Raw genomic sequence first — 16,926 nt, forward strand, 5'->3', positions numbered from 1 at the left:
ATGGAGCAATGAAACTGGAATTCCTCTTAAGTAAAACAGGCACTTCAGATAAATGAATGAATAAAAAAGTCCCTGATTCCAGTATAGAAATCAGGGACAGCTTACTGTATAGCTTTGCTGTAATTCGATTAGCAATTAATTATGTTACTTACTATGCACTTTTCGCCTTAGCTTGTTTACTTTCTCCAATTTTTTCTATATCCTCTAAACTGCGACCGCGAGTTTCAGGAACGCATGTCCGTATAAATAGGACTCCCAGTAAACAAATACCGCCGAAGATGGCAAAAACAGCTTCTTGAGGCATAAAAGCAATCATGATTGGGAAAAGCAATCCGACCAAGAAAGAACCAATCCAGTTAAATGATGAAGCTAATCCTGACGCACGTCCGCGAATGGCTAGCGGGAATATTTCTCCAACTATGACCCAAGTTAAAGGAGCCCATGTGAATGAATAAAACGCAACATAGATACTTAGAAAAACAACCATCATCATCGGATTCACATTAGGAATTAGTATGTTTAAGATGGCAGGAAAAATAAAGGAGAGTCCCATAATGGTTCCGCCAACTGTTAATAAAGTACGGCGCTTAAATTTATCAGCAATGACCAGGAATACTAATGAACCTATTACGAGGATAATCCCCTGAATGATTGGCCACATCAACGCGGAACTGGCTGCATGACCCGTAGCATTTTCCACAATCAAAGGAATGTAATAGAAGATGGCATTTGCACCCTGGAATTGTTGAAAAGCTGCTACACCTACACCCGCAAAGACCAAGTAACGGTATTTACCACTTAAGAGAGTTCCCCAAGACGTTTTCTGACTTACCGTTTTTTCTTCTTTTGCAGCTTCTTGAATTTGTTTTATTTCAGCATCAATATCTTTTTTATTTGAACGAATATAGCCCAATACCTTACGAGCTTCATCAAATTTATTATTCTTAATTAAAAATCTTGGTGATTCAGGTAACTTTAACATTCCAAAAAATAAGATGATAGCAGGTACTGCAGCCAAACCAAGCATCATCCGCCATGCCATAGTTTCTGGCAGGTCTTTCAATAGATAATCAACAATGTATGAGAGCAACATCCCAGAAACGATCATGGTTTGATTTATTCCTGACAGACGACCGCGCAATTTTGCAGGCGCCATTTCCGACATATAGGCTGGAACCAACGCAGAGGCAGCCCCAACAGCTAGTCCTAGAAACATCCGTGATACAATCAAAAATAGTATTCCATCATGGGGGGCTATGCCTGACAATATGGATCCCACAACAAAAATGACAGCAGATATTAAAATCATTTTACGTCGTCCTAAACGGTCAGACAGCTGACCAGCTACGACACCTCCAAAAATAGCTCCAAACATTACCGAAGAGGTAATCCAACCAATAGCGGTAGCTCTTCCTTCGAGGCTCCAATCACTTTCTAAAAAAGGTAATGCTCCCGTCATAACACCTATATCATAACCAAAAAGAATGCCGGCAAAAGCTCCAAAGAAATAAATAAAGCGACTTGATATTTTCTTTTCATTAACCATGAATGTTCCCTCCACAAGGTGCAAAAATATATTGCTAGAAATCCTACCACTAAGACTATTAATAGCCTTAACATATATAAAAGCGTTTTCAAGTCCTGCAAAATTGCTATAATACCAGTAAGTTTTTAATAGAATATTTACGTTCATAGCTTGTCTTACATGATAGTAGGTGTTGCCTATTTAATAATAGAGATGCTCTGTTTAATTTAATGAATAACGCATTAGGGTACTTTTGAATCAAATATAATGAATCCAAAAACATTTAGTTTTATTTCTTCATCTTAAACGCTTTCATATATATAAACAAAGAACACGCTTACAAATAAAAGCATCTTATTCTACCTTCTGGGATAATCTATTATCCTCCAAGAAAGCATAAGCCCCCTCGGAGGATAAAGCCATTACCTAATAACTACATAATCTAAGTCAACAAGCTTTGCATACGTGATAATTTGATCTGTTGTCAGATTCAATGAAACAACTGTATGGTGACCGCCGCCATTCTCAATCCACGCTTTAACCCCATCCTGGAAGTTTGGCTTTACTTCCCATAGTACACGTGCTACTGGAAGATTAGGTGCTTTAACAGTTGGCTCAAAAGCAGAAACTTCATTAATCAAAAGCTTGTAATGTGTACCAAAGTCAGCCATTGAAACAACAACACCATCTCCTGCCTTACCATCGAAAACTAAACGAGCCGGATCTTCACGATCACCGATACCTAATGGAGATACGACAATTTTTGGCTTGTTGCAAGCTAATGTTGGATCTACTTCAAGCATATGTGATTGAAGAGCAGCTTCTTGCCCAACAGCTAGTTCATAAGTGTAATCCTCCATAAATCCAGTCGATTGGTTATGGCTCATCACTTTAAGTAAGCGATCTAGGGCTGCAGTCTTCCAATCCCCTTCACCAGCAAATCCATATCCTTGGGCCATCAAACGTTGCACTGCAAGGCCAGGAAGCTGTTTCATGCCATATAAGTCTTCAAAGTTAGTTGTGAATGCATTGTAACCACCATCATCAAGGAAACGCTTAATGGCAATTTCATAGCTTGCTTGCACCTTCACGCTCTTTTCCCAATCTTCTTTGCTGTATATGCCATAATCAAATTCATATAGTTCCGCATACTCAGCAATTAAATCGTTCACTTCTTCGTCCTTAACGTCATTCACATATTGAACAAGATCGCCTATACCAAAGTAGTCAACAGTCCATCCAAATTGAATTTGAGCCTCTACCTTATCCCCTTCGGTTACTCCAACATTACGCATGTTATCACCAAAACGAGCAACTTTTATATTGAAGCTTTCGTTATAAGCAACCGCTACATCCATCCATTCTGCTATTTGCTTTTGGACTTCAGCACGTTTCCAGTAACCTACTACAACTTTATTTTGCTTTTTCAAACGCGCATTGATAAATCCATATTCACGATCACCATGAGCTGATTGATTCAGATTCATGAAGTCCATATCAATGGTTTCCCATGGAATACTTTCGTTAAACTGCGTTGCTAAATGTAGCAATGGCTTTTGTAATAATTTTGTTCCGCGAATCCACATTTTTGCTGGTGAGAAGGTATGCATCCAAGTAATTACGCCCGCAACCTCATCACGATAGTTCACTTCTTTCATAATGCTTGTAATTTTATCTGCACTTACAGCTAAATCCTGCAATACAAGCGGGTAAGGTAATATACCGCTTTCATTTAAGGCATCCGTCATCGTTTGTGCGTGTGCTTTGACTTCCGCCAGTGCTTCTTCCCCATATAGATGCTGTGAACCTACGACAAACCAAAACTCTTTTACTTTAGACATAATAATCCTCTTTTCGTAGTTTGATAGTTTGTATTATTTTTGCCCATAGTAGGCATTTTTTCCATGTTTACGTAGATAGTGCTTATCTAAAATACGTTGTGGCAATTCTTCAGCAAAATGATTTAGTTCTCGTGTAAATAAATTCATTTTTGAGACCTCTTCTAATACCACACTGTTCATAACCGCTGATTTTGCATCTTTGCCCCAAGTAAATGGTCCGTGTCCATGAAGTAAAATACCGGGAACTGCCAATATATCTAATCCACGTTGTTCAAATGTTTCGATAATGACCTTTCCAGTTTCCACTTCGTACCCACGGTCAACTTCCTCTTGAGTTAAAAACCTTGCACATGGAATGGAACCATAGAATGTATCGGCATGAGTAGTTCCCATCGCCGGAACATCTAAACCTGCTTGAGCCCATATAGTCGCCCAGGTTGAGTGCGTATGCACAATGCCGCCAATCTCTGAATAATGCTTGTAAAGTACTGCATGAGTTGCTGTATCTGATGAAGGATTCAATTCCCCTTCAACCACCTGACCATCCAAATCAACAACCACCATATCACTTGGCTTCATCGTCTTATAATCAACACCGCTCGGTTTGATAACAAATAAGCCACTATCACGGTCAATTGCACTTACATTTCCCCATGTATATTTGACGAGTCCATGCTTGGGCAATTCTAAATTTGCTTCAAATACTTCCTCTTTTAACTTTTCTAACACTTGAACCCCTCCAAACTTGGACTCATAAAATCAAATGATCGACAGCTGCCTGCTCAATTACAAGACCTTTTTTATATCGCTCTATAAATTTCTCAAAACCTTTAACATCAAACTGATCCGGATATATTTCTTGACTATCAACCTCGAAAAAGACTTTTTGGTCAAGGAATTCTTCCAAGTATTCCTTCTCATTTTTGTTCATCATGTAAGAAGCCAGAATAGCCATCCCCCACGCACCGCCCTCTCCGGCTGTTGCCATAACGGATACTGGTGCATCAATGGCAGCTGCGACGATTTTTTGACCTACAATAGGTGTTTTGAATAATCCGCCGTGAGCCAAAATGCCGTCAATTTCAACACTTTCTTCTTTAGTCATAATGTCCATTCCAATTTTTAATGCGCCAAATGCAGTAAAAAGATGAGCTCGCATAAAGTTTGCTAAATTAAACTGACTACCAGGAGGTCGTACGAATAGCGGTCGCCCCTCATCTAATCCTGTAATATTCTCACCGGATAAATAGCCATAGCTTAGCAATCCGCCAGCATCCGGTTCAGCCTCCAAAGCTTTATTCAGCATCACTTCATATAATTGATCCGTTTCTATCTTTTGGCCCATTGCTTCAGAGAACTCACGGAATAATTTCAGCCAGGCATTTAAATCACTGGAGCAGTTATTAGCATGAACCATCGCTACAGGACTGCCATCAGGTGTTGTTACTAAATCAATTTCCGGATACACTTTTGAGAGTTCTTTTTCCAGTACAATCATGGCAAAGACTGATGTTCCTACTGAAATATTACCAGTACGCTTTCTCACACTATTTGTAGCAACCATTCCTGTACCCGCATCACCTTCCGGCGGACAAAGCGGAATACCTGGTTGTAAATTCTGTGATTGATCAAGAATTTTTGCCCCAACTTCAGTCAATTCACCAGCTTGTTCTCCTGAAAGATAAACTTTAGGAAGAATCTCCTCTAGGCTCAAAGGACAACCCTTCGTGGAAATTAGTTCATCAAATTGCTTAACCATTGATTCATTATAATTCTTTGTTGATTCATCGATTGGAAACATACCTGAAGCATCTCCAATACCGATCGCTTTATTACCAGTCAGTAACCAGTGGATATAACCTGCTAAAGTCGTAACATAATCAATACGCGGCAAATGTTTCTCTTCATTTAAGATAGCTTGATAAAGATGAGCAACGCTCCATCGTTCTGGGATATTGAATTTAAATGTATCAGTCAATTCTTTAGCTGCCGCACTCGTTGTTGAGTTACGCCAAGTACGAAACGGAACAAGTAATTCTCCTGTATGATCAAAGGCCATATATCCGTGCATCATGGCTGAGATTCCAATAGAACCAATCTTCCGAATCGTTATCCCATAGTTTCTTTCAACTTCTTGCTTCATCTCACGATACGCTGCTTGTAGTCCAGTAATAATATCGACTAGGCTGTATGTCCAAAAACCATCCTCCAAGCGGTTTTCCCACTCATAGCTTCCAGATGCAACCGTTTCAAAATTATGATCAATTAACACTGCCTTGATACGTGTAGAACCAAATTCAATTCCAAGAGAAGTCTCTCCCCTAGCAATTGCCTCTTGTATGTTTGCTTTGTTCTTTCTCATATAAACCCCCATCTGATAGCGGTTTCAATATCCGGAATGATTACGCTTTCTATTTGTTAACTTGATTATATTTATTTGTACGTACAAATGTCAACTAATATGTAATTAGTACACACAAATTTAACATTCTCGATTTTAGTACAAATCAAACAAAGACCCACAAAACCATTTATTGGGTATACTATTAAAAGAACTAATGAAAGATGTTACTTATAAAATAGAATTAGATTGCTTATTTTATTTCTTACTAATTCAAAGTAAAATATGTACATACAACTATTTCGAATCAATCAATTAGTGCAAGAGCACCAATGAAGGAAGTGAGCTATAAATGAAACCAAAATATCAGGTCATCATTGATGATATAAAAAGCAAGATTCTTTCGGGAGATTATAAAGTTGGTGACCAAATCCCTACTGAAGCTTCCCTCCAAGAAAAATACGAAGTGAGCCGACAAACTGTTCGTAAAGCTATTTTAGAACTATCAAACGAAGGATTTTTAAGAAGTGAAAAAGGGTCTGGCACTTATGTCAGTAACCAATATCAAGCAAAATCTGGCGGTCAATCTAACACTAAAACAATCGGAGTCATTACAACCTACATTTCTGATTATATTTTCCCCTCCATTATTCGAGGGATTGAAGGCAGATTAAATGAAGAGAATTATTCGTTATTATTAGCCAGTACAAATAATGATGTCGAACAGGAAAAGAAAGCTTTGGAAATGATGCTGTCATTTGGAGTGGATGGTTTGATCATAGAGCCTACGAAAAGCAATCTATATAATCCAAACATCTCTTATTACCTGTCATTTAAAGAACAAGAGGTTCCATTCATTATGATTAATGCTTATTATGAAGAATTAAGTGTTCCCTTTCTTTGTCTTGATGACGTCCAGTCCAGTTATCTCGCAACAAAGGAATTAATTTCGAAGGGACATACACATATCGGGCTAATATCAAAATCAGATGACCTACAGGGAAAATATCGAATGAAGGGATATATAAAAGCGCTTGGAGAAGCCAAATTAGGATTTCGACCTGAGCATGTGCTTACATTCGATACAGAAACAAAGCCCAATTTATCAGCTAGCTTGAAGAAATTTTTAGAGGAAAACATTCGACTATTAACAGCGATTGTTTGCTATAACGATGAAGTCGGTTTAGAGGTAGCAAATGTGTGTAAACAGCTTAATATTTCAATTCCAGAGAAATTATCAATAATTGGGCAGGACAATTCCTATATTGCCAAAAACGCTAATATTGCACTGACAACATTAACCCATCCACAGGAACAAATGGGACGTGATGCAGCTGATTGGCTTATTAAGAAATTACAAGGAAAACGAGATTTACCAAACGAAACCTACTATCAGCCAGTGTTAGTTGAAGGAGAAACAGTAAAAGATTTAGAGATACATTAAGCAATAGTTATGAATATATTTTATTTCATATGGTGCTACTAAATTACTTAATGAAAAAGAAAAGCCCTGTTTATGCTCGTTATGATACCCGAGCATAAACAGGGCTTTACTCTATTTCTGCTATATATGGTATTTGACTGTGCACTAATCAAATCTTAACTACCAGTTAGCTACTTCCACCTCTGCTTTTAACCATTTTTCCCAAACAGAATCCGTTATTTTGAGTAAGCTTAATGAAATACCTTTCATATCTAAGGAAGTTAAATGGTTTCCAACCTTCACAAATCTAATATCCAAGCCTTCCAGCTCGCATAAACGTCGGATGTCATTGGTAAAGATATACTGTTCCATCAGCGGTGTAGCCCCTAACCCATTCACCAAAATGGCAAATTGATCTCCTTTTTTCCAACGATAAATACTTTTAAGTTTATTCATAAGCTCTATGGCTAAAATCTCAGATGAATGAAATTCTTCTTTCCGGTATCCTACTTCACCATGAATCCCGATACCGTAAAACACTTCATTATCCTGTAGTATAAATGAACTTCTATCTGTCTCAGGATGGGTTACCGGTGAAAGCGCAACTCCCAATGTATGTAAATGACTGATGACAGACTGGCCAATTTCCGTTAATTCGTTTAGAGAATATCCCTCACGTGCAGCAGCTCCAAGTATTTTATGGACAAACACTGTACCAGCCACACCACGTTTCCGCTTATTGAAGGAATTGTCGTCTTCAATGGAGACGTCATCACTTACAATGACATGATCAACAGTCCAGCCTTCTTTTTGGGCGATGGATTCAGCCAATAAGAAACTCTCTAAATCCGCTTTAAAGTTTTTGATGATGAGTAAAACACGCTTATTTTTATCAATCATCCGAATGGCGGCTACTATTTGCTCAGTTGTTGGCGGAGTGAAAATTTCTCCATTAACAGAAATGGAGAGCATTCCTTTCCCTACATATCCATAATGAGCCGGTTCGTGTCCGCTGCCGCCTCCGCTAATAATGACTACCTCCTCTCTTATATCTTTTAAATCTTTCCGATAAACAATATCATGCTTGGGCTCATAAGAAACCCTTTCTTTATGTTCAAAACAAAATCCAGCCAACATGTCTCTTACAACATGCTGAACATCATTAATTATTTTTTTCATTCTTATTCCCTCTCGCTGCTCACTCCTGCAGAAATGGCAGTAATTGATCATTTATCATATATTTCATCAAGGATGACATCGTGGAAGATTCGAGAGTGCAATCTTTCTCAATCCACTCTTTGATTATCCCTACAAACCCATAGCTATAAAAAGAAGCCATTAATTCTTTCCTTTCATTAGAAACCTTTAATCCGCTTCCGTCCAAACGGTTAGTAATAATCTCAAGATACAAATTCTTTGTGTGTTCATATAAGTATTCGTTAAAGGAATTTTGCTCTTCTACTTTAAATGCATTTTGATAGAATCGTCGATTCTGACTGAAGTATTCCAATAACAAATGAAAGATGTTCTCCCACTTTTCATATCCAATAAAGTCTGTAATATTTTCCTTCGTTTCTTCTTTATAAATCCAGCCAAGCAATTCATATTTATCTTGAAAATGGTAGTAAAATGTTTGCCTTCGCATCTTACAGTTTACCATAATGTCGCTTACTGAAATTTTATGAAAAGGTTCAGTTACCATTAAATCTTTTAATGATTTTGCAATTATTTTTTGTGTGATAATCGATGAGGTCATGGGTTACCTTCCCTATTAAAATTGTAATTTAATTATACAAAAATGATATAATTACGGCTATTTTGACAAATACGGTTATTTGTCCGTTTACTTTAAAACGCTTACATTATACTGTTAACAGTATGAATAAATTTAGCAAGACTACCAATTTTTAATAGAAACGGGAGGCAATACAAATGAAGAAGATTATAAATAAACCTGAGAACCTCGTAATGGAGATGGCTAATGGATTAATCATGGCACATCCGGAACTCGAGTTTCTGAAGAAATATAAAATTATTAAGAAACGAGTAATAAATGAAAACAAAGTGAGCTTAATTAGCGGGGGAGGCAGTGGGCATGAACCTGCACATGCGGGCTTTGTCGGAAAAGGTATGCTTGATGCTGCAGTATGCGGGGATGTGTTTGCTTCGCCATCACAAATACAAGTGTATCAGGGAATCAAAGCAGCTGCCGGTCAAAAAGGGGTCCTGATGATTATTAAAAATTACAGCGGTGACATCATGAACTTTAAAAATGGTGCCGCTTTAGCAATCGAGGATGGTATCCAGGTTGAATATGTTCGAGTAGCTGACGATATAGCCGTTGAAGACAGTCTGTATTCTGTAGGACGCCGCGGTGTTGCAGGAACTGTACTTGTTCATAAAATTGCCGGTGCAGCTGCCGAAGAAGGCAGAGACCTTATGCAGGTAAAAGCAATTGCAGAAAAAGCCGCAGAAAATGTAAAAAGCATCGGGGCAGCTCTTACATCCTGTACCGTTCCAGCTAAAGGAACTCCGACATTCAAATTAGAAGAAGATGAAATCGAATACGGTGTCGGCATTCATGGAGAACCAGGAATCAGAAGAGAAAAATTGATTTCTGCAAATGAGTTGGCTAAACAAATGATAGATGATCTTCTAAAGGATTTTGGACAAGATGGGGATGAAACATCTGATATTGCTATTCTTGTAAATGGCTTCGGAAGTACTCCACTTCAAGAACTCTATTTATTTAACAATTCGGTTATGAGAGAAATGAGTAACAGAAATATTCATGTTTATAGAACCTTTGTCGGCAATTATATGACAAGTATTGATATGGCTGGAGTATCCTTGACAATTATGAAGCTTGATGATGAGCTGAAATCATTATTATCAAGCGAATGTTCTGCTGCGGCATTTAAAGTGGATGCACCTGTTGAGGGTGTTCAGTATACCGATCCTATTGATGAGATTGAAGAAAGAAGCGTTTCATTCAATACTGAGACAAGTGAGGAATACGCTGTAATCCACGATGATGTCCTTTCCTTAGAGAACATCATCTATCTCATTGATAAAATGAGCGAAGTCATTATCCGTAATGAGATACCATTCTGCGAGCTTGACTCTCATGCCGGTGACGGAGACTTTGGTATGAGCGTTGCTAAAGGATTCAAGCAATTGAAGCGAGAATGGAGTTCTATCTTAAACCAAGAACCATTAACTATTGGAGCATTCCTTGATGCATGCTCAATGGTCATTATGGAATATTGCGGTGGAGCGTCCGGTCCAATTTGGGGTTCTGCATTCCGTGCAGCCGGCAAAGCCGCAGGCGATAAAAATGAATTAACGATCGAGGAGTTTGCAAACCTACTACAGGCAGCTGTTGAAGGAATACAAGTAACTGGTGAACGTTCATTTGGTAGAGGTGCAGTCGTCGGTGACAAAACTCTGATTGATGCTTTAGTTCCATGTGCTGACTCTTGGTCTGAGTGCGCAAAAGCTGGAATAGACTTTAAAACTGCCTTTGAAAATGGGGCAGCTGCTGCAGTTAAAGGCGCTAAATATACAGAAACAATCGTCGCCCGCATGGGACGTGCTGGTACGGTTGGAGAAAGAAGCCTGGGTTATCCTGATGCTGGAGCTTATGGACTTGGAGTTATCTTCACAGAGCTCTCCAGCAGCCTAAGATAAATAGTATTGATTGCCAACCATACAATTCTTATAACCTAACCACTCTAAGGGGCTGCAAACTTTGCAGCTCTTTATTTATAGAATAATAAAGCAGCTTCAGTTGATAGGGCTATTTTCGAACAATGGTAACAAGGAAAATTAAAAGGAGCAACTTTTGGTCATCCTTGTTCAACTTAGACATCTTTAATAAATATTATTTAAATAATAGGTATAGAACAATGGCACTGACTACGACTATTCCTCCTATTGTTGGACTTCCATAAACGGTTCTATTCCAACCATCCTCGGTGTCATCTTACTTTTGTTACGCTTATCTTTGTCGTCATTCAACGATAACACCTCCATATATGTGCTAAAACGCTTTTAAAACTACTACCTTAGGCGATGAAATTTTGAAAAAGATGGACGGTCAAAACTGTTGTTAACAAACACCCACAGGAAGTTAAGACTATTGTTTTTCTATTGTCTTGTTTTTCTTCAGGTTTATTGAACTCATTAATTTGTATAATCCATATTGTCATAGTTACAAGGGCAAGAATTCCGATGGACATATCAATCACTTCCTTTTTCCCTTTTATTTTTTTGAAGACTATCTCACTTCGAATTGTAACATTCTGTAAATCCGCAATAAATCCTTCTTAGCTAACTTGTCCCTTTAATACCATAAGAAATTCAACATAGAAAGACATCTTTTGGTCAACTTGGCCTTCTGCTCTTTCCCCTGTCAATTCCAACCTTTCCCCTTTTACATCCACTCTTTTCCGTGTTCACTAATGAACTTGATATCATTTTGATAATGTTCAAGGTGTCCTTCATCTATCATTTTTTGAAAATTACTATCGCCTTCTTTAGCTTTTCTTTCAATTGTTTTACATAGCCCTTGTAATCGCAACAATACCATCTCTAAAAAAACTTCTTCCACTTCCTTTCCATAGGATTCAAAAAACAATTTTACTCTGTGTTTTATTTTCATAGCGTGGTCTAAGAAATTATAAATAACTTCTTCACCTGTTTCAGATTGATAAGCTCTACTTAAAGGAATACAAGTATAAAGGGTATAGGCAATGTCCCAGAGTCTCGGTCCAGGGCCAGCAACATCAAAATCAATTATACCTACCGGTCGTTTACGATTAAAGATAATGTTATATATAGCGAAATCATTATGACAAAGCACCTCGAATGGTTGCGGAGTATTATCTATCGACTTCCAATCTTCTTCAATTAAAAAATCACTCACTGAATCGTGGTAGAGACTAAGCATCTGAGCTATTTCTTTTAAAACTTCATCAGACCACATATATCCCTTTAAAGGATAATTACCAGCTTCACCTTCTATATATGACAAAATCTCTCTACCTTTTTCATCAATACCAAAAAATTTAGGTGCATAAGTGAATCCTTTATTTTCTAAATGTATTAATAGCTTGTGAATTTTCGTACTGTCTGGCTTTAAATCTCTTCGAACGGTATCTCCTAAACGATATACGGTTGAGACATTTCCTCCAGTTAGAATTTCTTCTTTTTCGTATTTTGACATTTCACAAATACCCCTCAATATAAATTTGCCACCGTTTAGTTTCTGTCTATTGTTTAACATTCCTGCTTCTTTATCTCCATAAGAAATTCAACACGAAAAGGCATTAATCCTCCTAAGATCAACGCCCTGAAAATTTAAGTGAGAATTCCACTTACTATATGAATTATAAACATGGCTACTTACGTTTTTGGATTATTTGACGCACTGGAGATGCCAAAGCAAAAAATATAAGTGCTATAAAAATTGCTTTAATTAAAGAAACTTGCTCCATCATAGGTGTATGCGTTGAACGGCTCGAGGAAAAGATAGACCACCAACTTGGTTCGGCGTATGGTAGAGATACTCTGTACCAAATGATAAAAATTAAAAACACTAATAACCAGTAAATCTTCATAAAAACTCTCCTATACTTTTTAGATAAGTAAGGCTCGAATTAGTTACCATTATCTCTTATTTTCTAAACTTTTCAGCCAGTGTCTAAGTCCTTTGCCAGCATAGGGTTCATCACTAAATCGAGGAATAATATGTAGGTGAGAATGCATGATATGTTGACCTCCAATTGCATTGCAGTTCCAACCAATATTGTACCCATCAGGTCGATATGTTTCATCCAGGAGATCTTTCACTTCTTGCAGTAATGAATAGGTTGCAAACCATTCATCTTCTGTTAAGTCAAACACTGTTTCACGGTGTTTTATTGGAACTATTAATCCTGAGCCGACTAATACTTCTTGTGGCATTTGCAGAAACATACAATGTTCATTTTTTACAACAACTTCTTGCAGTTCTATTGTTTCAGGATTACAAAATGGGCATTCTTTCACTTCAATAACCTCCTCAGTTTCAGTTTTATTTTATATTATTTTACTCTTATTATAGTAACCTTTAAGAAAACAATTTTTAGAATAAACAAAAACGCAAAGGCAGTCATATAATCCTCCAAATTTAAAATTTGGTTAAATAATTCGATTAAAACATATAAATCCTTCTTAATCTAACCTGCATTCCTAGTTAACCGGCTTGTTATAGGAAATCAATTGAATAAGATAGGAAAGGGTCCTCCAGAAAGTCAGTAAAACTAACGTTCCGGATAACCCCCAAAAAACTTTTGTTATGATTTTGTTTTTCTCACTTCATAAAATAAATAAATTCCGATCAATATATATGTTATAGCTAAACCCATAATTAACTGCAATTCTTCATTTAAAGTTGTTCGAGCTAATACGATGGTCGGTAAGTGAAATGAAATTAAAAAAACGGGCAGGATTGCGGTTTTTGCCCAAATGGAGAATGTAACGATAAAGCAAAGAAAAAGTAAGCCGATGACTGTACTCCCTAAAACACCAAAGTTAATGGTTGGTGTAGGATAGATTGAATCAGCGACAAGCAAACCCATAAAGACGACCATACTAATGAAAATAGGGGCTAATAATATTAAAAACTCTCGAATTTTAGACACTTGATTCCTGGCTGTATAGCGAAATGCAATCATTACTCCGATAAAAAAGAGCACACAATACACAGCCGTTCCAATGATTTTTAATACACTATAGCTTAATGTACCTTTCAAAAGATCTCCGAAAATCGAAAATGACATTGCTCCAGCTATAATCAGGGGTATATATTTTACCCATGCTTTATAATCCGTCCTCATTTCATTGGAGATACTCTGCATATACTCTTTAGGAGAAGATCCAATAATCTGATCAATAGATTTACCATTTAGCTCGGCTTCATATAAATGCTCCTCAAGTTCTTTCGTAATATCATTAATCTCCTGATCATTTTTTCCACTTGAAAACAAGTATATCTTTAAATCATCAATAAACTTCTGACTTTTATCAGACAGTTGAAGTTGCTCCACTTTTGCATCACCTCATCCTTCAATTTCTTTTTTAATGACCGCGTTTACGCTGTTCTCAAGGTAACCCCATCTAACCAGAAAATTTTCTAAAGCTACCTGTCCTTCATCTGTTAATGAATAATATTTTCTCTTTGGTCCAGCAATTGAATCCCGGCGAACAGACGTAATAAGTCCTTCCCGTTGCATTCGGAGCAATAATGGATAAATGGTACCTTCGCTGATTGTCTCAAATCCATACTCACTTAAACGTTCTGCCATCTCATATCCATAACATTCTTTTCCTTTGATAATAGCCAAAAGGCAACCATCCAATATACCCTTCATCATCTGGGTTTGCGACATCTATAATCCACCACTCTTTTTATCTTGCATTGCAAGGTATATTACCAGTTTAAACCACACTACCTTGCAATACAAGATAATTGTTAATTACTTACAAATATCTTTCTTATATGAAGGTCAAAAAGAAAACACTAGGGCAAGATCCCCTATTAAATTCAAGTCTCTCCATCTCTCAAATAGAAAGAAGCAATGTAGCCCACTACATTGCTTCTTTAATGAATCCGCTCGATTAATTTATAAGCTTATCCTTCTATTTATTTTTTAATTGGTATCCATATTTCTGAATAATAATCCTTAGAAGATGGATCTCCATCACTTAAGTAAACCTCCATCTCAGGTCCACCCGAATGCTCATAGCCTGTTGCCGGAAACCATTCAGAGAAAATTCGATTCCACACCTTTGGCATGGCATCAGGCATAGCGCCATGAACAGGAAAAACAGCCCAGGTAGCAGCCGGAATCTGTCGTTCTTACCAATCATTTGGGACATGTTCTATATGTTTCTCTGCCCCGATCAAGTAAGTTAGATTTTCTTGTAGTTTATCAAAGTCCATACAAACTCCAATTAATCCAAGAGATCCACTATTTTTAGCAAGTACAGCGGCGAATCCATTCTGATTAGATTCATCCCAGAAAGAGGCTATTTTCCGATTGTTCTCTCCCCCACTAGTACTCGTGCGTATGCTTTTCCCAACAACCTTAAATGCTTCCTTTTCGACAATCTTATAATCCATTCCCACATCACCCTTTAACTGAATTTGAAAAGAGAGCCTCGGATAAGCCTTCAAGGATTGAGTATTTTTCTTTGCAGATGACGGATTGATTCCATGAATTTTCCGGAATGCTTTTGTAAAGGATTCCGGAGTTTCATAGCCATATTTCAGTGCAACATCGATTACCTTAGACTTGGAATATACCAGTTCCTGCGCAGCAACTGTGAGACGGCGATTCCTAATATATTCACTTACGGTATATCCCGTCAGCATGCTGAACATCCGCTGGAAATGAAATTTTGACATACACGCAATTTTAGCAATATCTTCCATACAAAGATACTGTTCCAAATTACCTTCTATATACTCGATGTTGTCGAGCATCCTTTGAAGCCCCTCCATGTAAGCACTCTCCTTTCTAAACTCAGTCTACCAACATGAGTTTAGCAAATCCGGTTAATCCGTGCTCTTTTATGACAGTCCAGAATAGAATAAGAGCACCCAATTAGTTCATTAAGCTATCTCTATTTAACTGCCTGAATATCGCATAACAAAAGTTTTACTCAAACTATTTTCAGAGTTCACTTTCCCAATTCCAAAATTCTATTTCGTCTACTTCTAATTCACTTACTTTTCCTTCATCCTGTAATTTTAATACTTCTTTTGTTGGTCCTGTAATAACAGCCCCGTAATGCTTATAACCATGCTTCTCCATGTATTGAATACGTTTTGATAGATTTAGCTCTCCCATATAAAACTTTTCAGCTTTTCCTTCATATTTTTCCAGGAATTGCAGTGTTTTTCGGAATTGCTTATGCAGTGGTTCTCCTTCGCCTACCTCATATTCCGGTGAGGAAAACCCCTCAGAAACTATTTCAGTTCCAAAAAAAGCTTTTTCCTCTTGTCGAAAATCTATAATCATATCATCCTCATGCCAAGTTGGTTCACTTGGTCTCTTTCTTTTCAAAACCAGTATCCACTGCAAGCCATATTAATCTCATATCCTTAGTCTCGAATAATGAAAATACCTCTTCTGTCTCTAGTAAATCAGTAAATGAAACATAGGCTGAAACAACCGTCCCTTCCGGAACCTTTTTTAATCGTTCCCACCCTGAAAAACCTCGTGGGCTTGAGCCCGGATAAATAAAAGCAGGACTGTTAATAGATATAGGGCTGAAATAGGTAACTTCGGGATATGACATCCTTGAGAAGAAAAAATCAGTTTCCATTTCACCTACTTTGATCGTATCATCTCCAATAACCTTATTTATATCTTTTGAGGCTGTCATTCCAAAATAGGCAGAAGTGCTCGTACTTGTACCATCCATATGACCATAAGGATTCATTACAGTCAGACTGTAATCAACGATATTACGTAATTTCTCTAGTCGGTCAGGAGTCCCGAACGAGTAATACATCAGAGTTAGGATGGAAGAAAAGAATGAGAATAGAAGAAATAAACCTATAGCCATAAGTGCTGTTTGAAATCTCGCCTTCCATTTTGCAAATTTCATAATTCGTTGTTGTTTTTTTATGCCAATATCAGAATCAGTTAACTTTCCCCTATTTTCTTCATCAGTTTCTATTCTATTATATATAGCTTAACTAAAATAGCCTCCAGCATTTTAGGAAGAGACAAAATTAGAATAG

Annotated in this window: 14 protein-coding genes and 1 pseudogene; 2 read left to right on the top strand and 13 right to left on the bottom strand. The window is 37.4% G+C overall.

What is annotated here, in order from left to right:
* Positions 1–151: 151 nt before the first annotated feature.
* From A8L44_RS15155 to A8L44_RS15170, 4 genes are all read right to left on the bottom strand, one after another.
* Complete coding sequence (locus tag A8L44_RS15155; RefSeq protein ID WP_066108204.1) at positions 152–1,546, bottom strand: sugar porter family MFS transporter; 1,395 nt, start codon at positions 1,544–1,546, stop codon at positions 152–154.
* A 401-nt stretch (positions 1,547–1,947) separates the two neighbouring features.
* Complete coding sequence (araA, locus tag A8L44_RS15160; protein WP_066108207.1) at positions 1,948–3,366, bottom strand: L-arabinose isomerase; 1,419 nt, start codon at positions 3,364–3,366, stop codon at positions 1,948–1,950.
* A gap of 33 nt (positions 3,367–3,399) precedes the next feature.
* Positions 3,400–4,095: an L-ribulose-5-phosphate 4-epimerase gene (locus A8L44_RS15165; protein WP_066108210.1), complete on the bottom strand. Its 696-nt coding sequence runs from the start codon at positions 4,093–4,095 to the stop codon at positions 3,400–3,402.
* A gap of 22 nt (positions 4,096–4,117) precedes the next feature.
* A complete protein-coding gene (locus A8L44_RS15170; RefSeq protein WP_066108213.1) occupies positions 4,118–5,728 on the bottom strand; it encodes a xylulokinase in 1,611 nt (536 codons plus the stop codon).
* Between the two features lie 331 nt (positions 5,729–6,059).
* Between A8L44_RS15170 and A8L44_RS15175 the strand changes: the two genes are divergently transcribed.
* Positions 6,060–7,151 carry a GntR family transcriptional regulator gene (locus A8L44_RS15175; RefSeq protein ID WP_066108216.1) on the top strand — a complete coding sequence of 364 codons (1,092 nt, stop codon included), beginning with the start codon at positions 6,060–6,062 and terminating at the stop codon, positions 7,149–7,151.
* A gap of 159 nt (positions 7,152–7,310) precedes the next feature.
* Here the strand turns inward: A8L44_RS15175 and dhaQ are convergent, their stop codons facing one another.
* Positions 7,311–8,309, bottom strand: a complete 999-nt coding sequence (gene dhaQ / locus A8L44_RS15180) for a DhaKLM operon coactivator DhaQ (RefSeq protein WP_066108219.1) — start codon at positions 8,307–8,309, stop codon at positions 7,311–7,313.
* A gap of 19 nt (positions 8,310–8,328) precedes the next feature.
* Positions 8,329–8,886 carry a dihydroxyacetone kinase transcriptional activator DhaS gene (gene dhaS / locus A8L44_RS15185; RefSeq protein WP_066108222.1) on the bottom strand — a complete coding sequence of 186 codons (558 nt, stop codon included), beginning with the start codon at positions 8,884–8,886 and terminating at the stop codon, positions 8,329–8,331.
* A gap of 176 nt (positions 8,887–9,062) precedes the next feature.
* Here dhaS and dhaK point away from each other — a divergent pair, with 176 nt between their 5' ends.
* Positions 9,063–10,820, top strand: a complete 1,758-nt coding sequence (gene dhaK, locus A8L44_RS15190; RefSeq protein WP_066108223.1) for a dihydroxyacetone kinase subunit DhaK — start codon at positions 9,063–9,065, stop codon at positions 10,818–10,820.
* Positions 10,821–11,565: 745 nt separating this feature from the next.
* Here dhaK and A8L44_RS15195 read toward each other — a convergent pair.
* The 7 genes and pseudogenes from A8L44_RS15195 to A8L44_RS15230 form a co-directional block, all read right to left on the bottom strand.
* Entirely contained in the window at positions 11,566–12,357 is a 792-nt protein-coding gene (locus A8L44_RS15195) for an aminoglycoside phosphotransferase family protein (protein ID WP_066108226.1), read from the bottom strand.
* A 443-nt stretch (positions 12,358–12,800) separates the two neighbouring features.
* A complete protein-coding gene (locus A8L44_RS15205) occupies positions 12,801–13,181 on the bottom strand; it encodes an HIT family protein (protein WP_066108231.1) in 381 nt (126 codons plus the stop codon).
* 287 nt (positions 13,182–13,468) lie between these two features.
* Positions 13,469–14,221 carry a DUF1129 family protein gene (locus A8L44_RS15210; protein WP_066108233.1) on the bottom strand — a complete coding sequence of 251 codons (753 nt, stop codon included), beginning with the start codon at positions 14,219–14,221 and terminating at the stop codon, positions 13,469–13,471.
* Between the two features lie 12 nt (positions 14,222–14,233).
* Positions 14,234–14,563: a PadR family transcriptional regulator gene (locus A8L44_RS15215; RefSeq protein WP_066108236.1), complete on the bottom strand. Its 330-nt coding sequence runs from the start codon at positions 14,561–14,563 to the stop codon at positions 14,234–14,236.
* A 254-nt stretch (positions 14,564–14,817) separates the two neighbouring features.
* A pseudogene (locus A8L44_RS15220) lies at positions 14,818–15,678 on the bottom strand (AraC family transcriptional regulator).
* A gap of 172 nt (positions 15,679–15,850) precedes the next feature.
* Positions 15,851–16,243: an anti sigma factor C-terminal domain-containing protein gene (locus A8L44_RS15225; RefSeq protein ID WP_139063872.1), complete on the bottom strand. Its 393-nt coding sequence runs from the start codon at positions 16,241–16,243 to the stop codon at positions 15,851–15,853.
* Positions 16,221–16,790 carry a sigma factor regulator N-terminal domain-containing protein gene (locus A8L44_RS15230; protein WP_077248172.1) on the bottom strand — a complete coding sequence of 190 codons (570 nt, stop codon included), beginning with the start codon at positions 16,788–16,790 and terminating at the stop codon, positions 16,221–16,223. The genes A8L44_RS15225 and A8L44_RS15230 overlap by 23 nt, the downstream gene beginning before the upstream one ends.
* Positions 16,791–16,926 lie beyond the last annotated feature (136 nt).

It is taken from the genome of Bacillus sp. FJAT-27986 (assembly GCF_001685035.1).
Lineage (GTDB): Bacteria > Bacillota > Bacilli > Bacillales > Pradoshiaceae > Pradoshia.

Bases quoted from the DNA above. Each gene is read 5' to 3' on its own strand.
- A8L44_RS15170 (WP_066108213.1), bottom strand. From the start codon at position 5,728: ATGAGAAAGAACAAAGCAAACATACAAGAGGCAATTGCTAGGGGAGAG.
- dhaS (WP_066108222.1), bottom strand. From the start codon at position 8,886: ATGACCTCATCGATTATCACACAAAAAATAATTGCAAAATCATTAAAA.
- A8L44_RS15155 (WP_066108204.1), bottom strand. From the start codon at position 1,546: ATGGTTAATGAAAAGAAAATATCAAGTCGCTTTATTTATTTCTTTGGA.
- A8L44_RS15175 (WP_066108216.1), top strand. From the start codon at position 6,060: ATGAAACCAAAATATCAGGTCATCATTGATGATATAAAAAGCAAGATT.
- araA (WP_066108207.1), bottom strand. From the start codon at position 3,366: ATGTCTAAAGTAAAAGAGTTTTGGTTTGTCGTAGGTTCACAGCATCTA.
- A8L44_RS15215 (WP_066108236.1), bottom strand. From the start codon at position 14,563: ATGTCGCAAACCCAGATGATGAAGGGTATATTGGATGGTTGCCTTTTG.
- A8L44_RS15195 (WP_066108226.1), bottom strand. From the start codon at position 12,357: ATGTCAAAATACGAAAAAGAAGAAATTCTAACTGGAGGAAATGTCTCA.
- dhaK (WP_066108223.1), top strand. From the start codon at position 9,063: ATGAAGAAGATTATAAATAAACCTGAGAACCTCGTAATGGAGATGGCT.
- A8L44_RS15230 (WP_077248172.1), bottom strand. From the start codon at position 16,790: ATGAAATTTGCAAAATGGAAGGCGAGATTTCAAACAGCACTTATGGCT.
- dhaQ (WP_066108219.1), bottom strand. From the start codon at position 8,309: ATGAAAAAAATAATTAATGATGTTCAGCATGTTGTAAGAGACATGTTG.